The sequence below is a fragment of the uncultured Thiodictyon sp. genome (genome assembly GCF_903946935.1).
GTDB lineage: Bacteria > Pseudomonadota > Gammaproteobacteria > Chromatiales > Chromatiaceae > Thiodictyon.
Map to the genome: position 1 here is coordinate 23,495 of NZ_CAJAXH010000177.1, position 7,036 is coordinate 30,530.

6 protein-coding genes are annotated in these 7,036 nt (G+C 62.7%); 2 read left to right on the forward strand and 4 right to left on the reverse strand.

The genetic code is table 11. From position 1 onward, the window contains the following. Nucleotides 1-23 precede the first annotated feature (23 nt). From QZX93_RS15425 to QZX93_RS15440, 4 genes are all read right to left on the reverse strand, one after another. A complete protein-coding gene (locus QZX93_RS15425; protein WP_295384001.1) occupies nt 24-803 on the reverse strand; it encodes a Uma2 family endonuclease in 780 nt (259 codons plus the stop codon). A 1-nt stretch (nt 804) separates the two neighbouring features. Beyond that, a complete protein-coding gene (locus QZX93_RS15430) occupies nt 805-1,524 on the reverse strand; it encodes a hypothetical protein (RefSeq protein WP_295384000.1) in 720 nt (239 codons plus the stop codon). A gap of 79 nt (nt 1,525-1,603) precedes the next feature. Then, complete coding sequence (locus tag QZX93_RS15435; RefSeq protein WP_295383999.1) at nt 1,604-2,515, reverse strand: antitoxin; 912 nt, start codon at nt 2,513-2,515, stop codon at nt 1,604-1,606. Further along, on the reverse strand, nt 2,515-3,606 hold the full coding sequence (locus tag QZX93_RS15440; protein ID WP_295383998.1) for a hypothetical protein: 1,092 nt from the start codon (nt 3,604-3,606) through the stop codon (nt 2,515-2,517). The genes QZX93_RS15435 and QZX93_RS15440 overlap by 1 nt, the downstream gene beginning before the upstream one ends. 759 nt (nt 3,607-4,365) lie before the next feature. Here QZX93_RS15440 and QZX93_RS15445 point away from each other — a divergent pair. Both QZX93_RS15445 and QZX93_RS15450 read left to right on the forward strand, forming a co-directional pair. Continuing rightward, nucleotides 4,366-6,069 carry a SulP family inorganic anion transporter gene (locus QZX93_RS15445; protein ID WP_295383997.1) on the forward strand — a complete coding sequence of 568 codons (1,704 nt, stop codon included), beginning with the start codon at nt 4,366-4,368 and terminating at the stop codon, nt 6,067-6,069. A gap of 170 nt (nt 6,070-6,239) precedes the next feature. Beyond that, on the forward strand, nt 6,240-6,899 hold the full coding sequence (locus tag QZX93_RS15450) for a hypothetical protein (RefSeq protein ID WP_295383996.1): 660 nt from the start codon (nt 6,240-6,242) through the stop codon (nt 6,897-6,899). Nucleotides 6,900-7,036 lie beyond the last annotated feature (137 nt).

Below are 7,036 nucleotides of genomic sequence, written 5' to 3' on the forward strand. Positions count from 1 at the left end.
AAATTGTACTCGGCACGCACGATTCACTCGTCGGCCGTTGGCATCCAAACATCGGCCAGGTCGATAGGCGTTGCCTCGAAGGGCGCGACGGCCACCACGTCAGACCCGCCGAAGCGCCCGATATCCCGCCAGACGCCGGCATCAAGGGCGTAGGTTTCCAGCGTCCGCGCCCAGGGATCGACCAACCACAGGTAGGCCACCCCGAACCGTGCGTAGATCGGCATCTTTATCTCGCGGTCCTTGCTGCGGGTGACGGGGGACAAGATTTCACAGACCCAATCCGGCACTATCGTAAAACGCTGGTCTTCTTGGACGAACCGTATTCTCTCCCAGCGCCAAGCCGCCAGATCTGGAACAAGAACCTCAGTGTCAAGAATTAGGTGTAACTCGGGCCAGTGCAAGACGCACCAGTCACGGCGCTCGTCGGGTGACCGATTCAACAAGGCGGAAACCGTTCCCAGGACCAAGGCCGCGGGGCGCGGCTCGGTGTGAACCTGGCCGTCGATGAGTTCGGCGGTCATCCACTCGGGTAGGGCCTCAAGTTGCTGGTAAAGCGGTGGCCGGGCGTGCGTCTGGACGCCAGGGCGACACCACTCTTGGGCCTCAGCTTCACGCACCGGATCAGCGGCCATCGCTTGGTATCCGTCATCGAGTGATACCTCCCGCCGCCCGTCGCGCAACTGGTCGCGCTCATCCAAGAGGTGCAATGCCTCGCAAATCACATCGCTTGCTGATTGGTAAGCACCAGCATCGACCCGAGCCTTCACCAGAGCATCAATATGGGGGGGCAGTAAAACGTGCATTCTAGTCTCGCTCGCTCTCTTTCCCATAATGGTCGTATCCCATCCGTTGCTCGTCTCGCCAGTGTCTAATTCTTTCATCAAGGCGCTGCTGGTCGCAAAACCCAACCTCGCCACAATCGCTTGCTTCCCAGTCGTCAAAGGTGTGCTGTTGCAGTCGCTGAGCAACACTCTCGACGGACATGTGTGGGTCAATGATTTCCGGGAAATCCCAACCACTGAACCAATCCGAGTTTCTGCAATTGTCTGGCAGGTTTGTTAATATCCACCATCCGCGATAGGTCTCCGGGGAGTAGCTTTTGCAATCTTTCTGGTATTCTGCCTCATCGGCCTCACCCCAGGTATTGTTCGTCTGTTGCAATGTTCGATAATCATCACGGTCGGCGAACCAGTACGCATGTTCTTCTGGATTATCGCCGGCCCAATCGTACCACTCACACTTAATGCCCACTTGATCCCAGCGAAACACCGCCTTCACAACAGCCTCCTTGCTCGGGCCGAACACCCACTCATACTCATTCAAGTAATGCTGTGACTCCCCCCAAAGGGTGCCCTCTGCGGCATATTTAAAAGCCTCCCGATGCTCTTTCCAGAATGAGTCAAGATCATCGAGTGTTCGTAGAACAACGAACATCGCGCCCCCTTCCAAAAGCTCGCGCTCGGGCAAGGCGATCTCGATTGGTAGCAATGGCGCCTTTGGTTTCTTTGCGCGAGGTTTTTTCATCTGAATCGTTTTCCTAGCAGAACACCATTTATGTTAAGTGAGGGGCGTTTATGGTCGCGTCGACCTGCCGGAAACGTCATCAAGTACTCCCGGCAATGTGCACGCGCCCCAGCAGTTGCTCGATCAGGTCGCTCACTTCGCGCTGTCGCAGTACCCTTGCTTCGCGTTGTTCGGCGTCATCACCTTCGCCGAGCTCGAACTTAGCGACAGACACGGGACCATCCTTGCGATAACCCTCGGCCTTCTCGTCGCTCGCGAATCGGTTGTGAAGGATCACGAGCGCGGCGTCGACAACTTCTCGGTGCTTGCCTTCGAGTTCCTTACGGAATGCTTTGGCGGCGACATCTGTGCCTTCGGGCGCGTGCTCAATGCAGTAGATGAGGTCATGCGCGTCCTTGCGCTCGTAACGCTGATCGAAGGCGAACGCTTTCAAACATGTGAAGCTGACGAGGTTGGCGTGCCTGATCCACTCGGTCACGATGCCGTTGCCGCCCAGCAGCTCGGCCTGGATCTTCGTGGCTTGGTTTAGGTCGAAGACGATGGACGAGTGGGGGATGTTCAGCGCCGAGATCCTGCCTTCGGTCGGCAGGGCCTGCACTCTGCCACCGGCGATGTCCGGCGCGTCGGCCAGCAGTTCGAGCACCATGATCGCCCCGTGTTCGGTCTTTGTTTGCCAGCGCCAGGAAAGCGTCTGCTGCCTGTCGTTGATGGCGCGCTCGAAGCCCAACTTCTTGAAATTCTGTTCGAGCGTCTGATACGCCTGCGTGTCGGCGAGGATCTGCAGGTCGATCACGATGTCCACGTCCATCGTGCCCGCGTGCGGCGGCACGGCCGGCGGACGTGCCGCCACCAGGTAGCGTGGGGTGAGCCCACCGATCAAGCAGACCGAGTCCTTCCATGGGCCCAACCCGCGCAGCAAAGTGACCAGCACGCGCTCGCAGTCGAGCGTGTACTGATCGCTGTAGCCATCCAGGGTTGCGGGTTTCGCCATCAGCAGCCGATCCTTTCATTGCGCAGGTGTTCCGCCATTTCCTTGGCTCGTCCTTCTCCTTTTAGCAGGTCGAGATAAACGTGGATGGGGCTTGCTAGCCAGGCATTTCCGACGCGCTCCCGGAAGAGCAGATCGCCCGGCGACTTAACGTCGATGATGGCGAAGTTCGCCCCTTCGTTGACGACACGCGCGCCGAGGTCCGCCAACGCATCAGTGGCCTCCGGCGTTACGAGCACCCGACATCGCACCTGTCCGAAACTGGAGAGGAATGGGGCATAACGCTGTGCCGCAGCTTCGTTGCTGATGGCATAGCTCGCGCCATGGGCTTCAAAGGCCTGCGCCGCACGATCTACCAGCGCTTCGGCTTTTGTGCCAGGCACGAAGTATCGTCGCAGGATCGCCGGTCGGCTTCCCGCGACCTGGGCAGCCCAGGCGTCGAGCAGGGCTCGTGGGTCGCGCAGGTGCCGTTCCTTGTTCGGCCCCTGTCCGCGGATGGCGATCCAGTCGAACTTCTCCAGCTCGCGCAGGATCTCGGAGGCGGTGGCCGGCGACACCTGGGACCGCTCGGCCAGTTCCTTGACGCCGAACCATTGTTCGCGCTGCATCAGCAGGGTGTGGATGGCCGAGGCGCGGCGTCCAGTGAACAGTGAGCGCATCACCGTGGCCTGAGCCTTGGGTGGAGGCTTGTCGATGTAGACGTAGGCTCCCGGTGCGGGCAGGTACAGGCTACCGCCGCTGTCGAAGTAGCCCACCTGCTCAGTGCGGAGGAGATCCTTGGCCCCAGGCGAGAGTGACTCGGCGGCCAGCACGGGTACGCTGTCGAGGTCTGGCCGCGCGCTGCGGTTAGCCTGGGACTTGATCCGCCAGAGCGCCTGCTGGACATCACGCGGATAGACCGTTTTCCTCGTCTCGACAAGCAGGGTCAGAGACTTGCCGGCGATGCTGAGGTCAATCTCGGCATCGTAGCCGCGGTCGTTCGCAGCACCTGCTGGCTCGCACGGGGCTACGTTGGCATGAACACCCGGTAGCGTCTGAAGCACTACCAGTAGCTGTTGGACGAGCTGCCGCTCGTTGGCGTGGAACATAAGCATGACGAAGAGATCGTCACTGAACAGTGAATATTCAAATATTACCGAAGATTCGGCATTATTTCAATATTCGCTGAACAGCGGATCTTCGTGCTCCTGTTTTCCGTGCAGTCTCACGGTTGCATCGTCGCTGGGGGGCTGCTCGGGATAAGTGCAATTCCTTATCACAAGCAGGTGGGTCGGCCGTAACTCCCTGCCCAGAAAGTCGGAACGTCAAAGGCAAGAGCGTGGCGGGACGATCTCCGCCAGACCCACCCCGCGCTGTGACGCACCCAGCGCCGCGCCCAGTGGACGGGCGGCGGGGCGGACCCAGGCGGACCGCGGCCGAGGCCCTGCCGACGCCCGTGCCGGGGCGAGCGCGCCCGCCGGGCCGTCGCCGGGTGAGCGGGTGAACCGAGCGGTCAGGCCCCGGGCGCCCGGGCGCGTGACGGCCGCGCCGGCGCGGACCGGACCCCAGGGCCTACCTCACCCGCGAACTGGCCCGAAATCGTCTTGCAGGATCACGCGCTGGACTGTGTGCCGGTAACGCCGCCTGGCTAACCCGACCGTTTCGTGAGTTGACCCCTTGAGGTCCCAGTCGAACGGCCGCCGGTCGACCTTCCCCATGACCCGGTGTATGTCCGTCGCAAGCGGCACTGTGTTAGCGTTGGATTTCCCCCTCCAGGCTGGCGCGATCACATGAGCAATTCCGCTTCTCCCCCGCCTCGTCCAGAGCCTGGCCGCATTGCGCGACCGCAGACGGCCGCCGATCAGCGTGGCTGGATGCGTTGGCTGCCCGGGATCCAGACCCTGCGCGCGTACGAGCTCGCCTGGTTGCGTCACGACATCCTGGCGGGACTGGTGCTGACGACGATGCTGGTGCCCGTCGGTATCGCGTACGCCGTGGCCTCCGGCGTGCCGGGAATCTATGGTCTTTACGCGACCATCGTCCCGCTGCTGGCCTATGCGCTGTTCGGCCCCAGCCGCATCCTGGTACTGGGGCCGGATTCCGCGCTGGCCGCGGTCATCCTTGCCGTCGTCTTGCCGTTGTCCGGCGGTGATCCGCTGCGCGCGGTCGCGTTGGCGGGCATGATGGCGATCGTGTCCGGGACCTTGTGCATCCTCGCCGGTGTGGCACGCCTGGGATTCGTCACGGAACTCCTCTCCAAGCCGATCCGCTACGGGTACATGAACGGCATTGCGGCGACCGTCCTGATCAGCCAACTACCCAAGCTGTTCGGCTTCTCGGCCGCGGGCGATGGTCCACTGGCGGGCATCCGGGCCTTCGTCGAGGCGGTGCTGGCCGGGAGGACGAACTGGACCGCGCTGCTGGTCGGCCTGGCCACGCTGGCGGTGATCTTTCTGCTGCGGGGCAGCAAGCGCGTGCCGGGGATCCTGATCGCCGTGGTGGGCGCGACCCTCATCGTCGGCGCGCTGGACCTGGCGGCGAGCGCTGGCGTGTCGGTCCTGGGCCCGCTACCCCAGGGCCTGCCCGCGTTCGCCTTCCCGTGGATCACCTATGATGATCTGGTCCCGGTGTTGATTGGCGGCGGCGCCGTCGCACTGGTGTCGTTTGCCGACACCAGCGTGCTCTCGCGTACCTATGCCGCACGCACCGGCACGGCCGTCGACCCCAATCAGGAAATGGTGGGGCTCGGCGTCGCCAACCTGGCCGCTGGGTTCTTTCAAGGCTTTCCGATCAGCAGCAGTGCGTCGCGCACCCCGGTGGCCGAGGCCGCGGGCGCCAGGACCCAACTGGCCGGGGTGGTTGGCGCACTCGCCGTGGCCCTGCTCCTGATCGTCGTCCCTGACCTACTGCGCAATCTGCCGAGCAGCGCGCTCGCTGCCGTCGTGATCGCCTCGGCCATCGGCCTGATCGAGATCGCCGACCTGCGTCGTATCTACCGCATCCAGCGTTGGGAATTCTGGCTCAGTATCGGCTGCCTCGCCGGGGTGGTCATCCTGGGTGCGATTCCAGGCATCGGCCTGGCGATCGTCGTCGCCGTCATCGAGTTTCTGTGGGATGGCTGGCGCCCCTACTCCGCGGTCCTGGGCCGCGCCGACGGCCTCAAGGGCTACCACGACATCACGCGCCATCCCGACGCGCGCCTCATCCCCGGCCTGGTCCTGTTTCGCTGGGATGCGCCCTTGTTCTTCGCCAACGCCGAGTGGTTCCATGAACGGGTGCTGGATGCGGTGGCGAACTCACCCACGCCGGTGCGCTGGCTGGTCGTTGCAGCGGAACCGGTCACCAGCGTGGACGTCACCGCCGCCGACATGCTGACCGAATTGGACGAGACTTTGCATGCGGCGGGCATCACGCTGTGCTTTGCCGAGATGAAGGGCCCCGTTAAGGATAAGCTGAAGCGATTCGGAGTGTTCGCGCGGCTTGGCGAAGCGGCCTTCTTTCCGACCGTTGGTGCAGCCGTCAGCCGCTATCTCAGCACCTACCCGGTGGAATGGTTAGACTGGGAGGATCAGGGGTAGGCCCACAGCGACATTTGTGGCGAATCTCCGGACCGCTCATGCGGCTCGGTCGCGTGTGGCGACCCGGGGCCGGTCCCTTGTAAATCAAGGCCGCGGCCCTGCCGGCGCCCTGACCGGGCGATTCACCCGGCTCTTGCCGACGATCTTTTCCAGATGGAGGTACCCTGACCTTGTCCCAAACCCCCGTTCCCGGCCACAAGTTCCGGGCTCTGCATCGGCTGCTGCTTATGATCGCGCTGGCGGTTCCAGTCGGCCCATCGTTCGCGCAGGACTGGCAACCGACTGGGGCGCCGTTTTATCGCGGTCTGGAATCGATTGCCGCCGTTGCCAACGGCCCCACACAGCCATCGCAAATCCATTTGGCGGAACCGGCTCTACTGGAACGGCTTTCAACCTATCATTGGAACCATGGCAAGGGTCGGACGCCGGGCGTGATCGGGCTGCGGAATACGACCGGGGCATTGCTTGGCAGTTGGAGCGCCAGCGGCAGCGATGGGCAGGGCGGGGTGGCGAATGCCTACTGGAACGCCCAACCGGGGATCGTGCTGCAACCCGGAACTTACGACGTAGTGGACTCCGACCCCGCCAGTTGGGCGACCAACGCCGAACTGGGTTTTCGCGGAATGTTCAGCGCCAGTTTCCGCCGGGTCGTGGCCATTACCCCGCTATCACCTGTTGCTTCCTCATCGGCAACCCAACAGGTGTCGGTCGGGCCGCTAAGCATTCTGGTTCCCGCCGACTGGCAGCGGCGCGACGGGCCTGCCGAGGACAACCCGCATTATGACGCGCCCGCGCCCAGCCCCGGCCTTGGACGGTCGATTGCAATCTAGTGCCTGGCAGCAAACCGTAAAAAATCAATCAGCGCAATCTGTTATAATCTGACCCTAAGATCGAAGTTGGCCCGGCGCCGACTTCGATGGGGCTCGATAAAATCGGCAACCAACTGATTTTATTAAGCCGACATGTA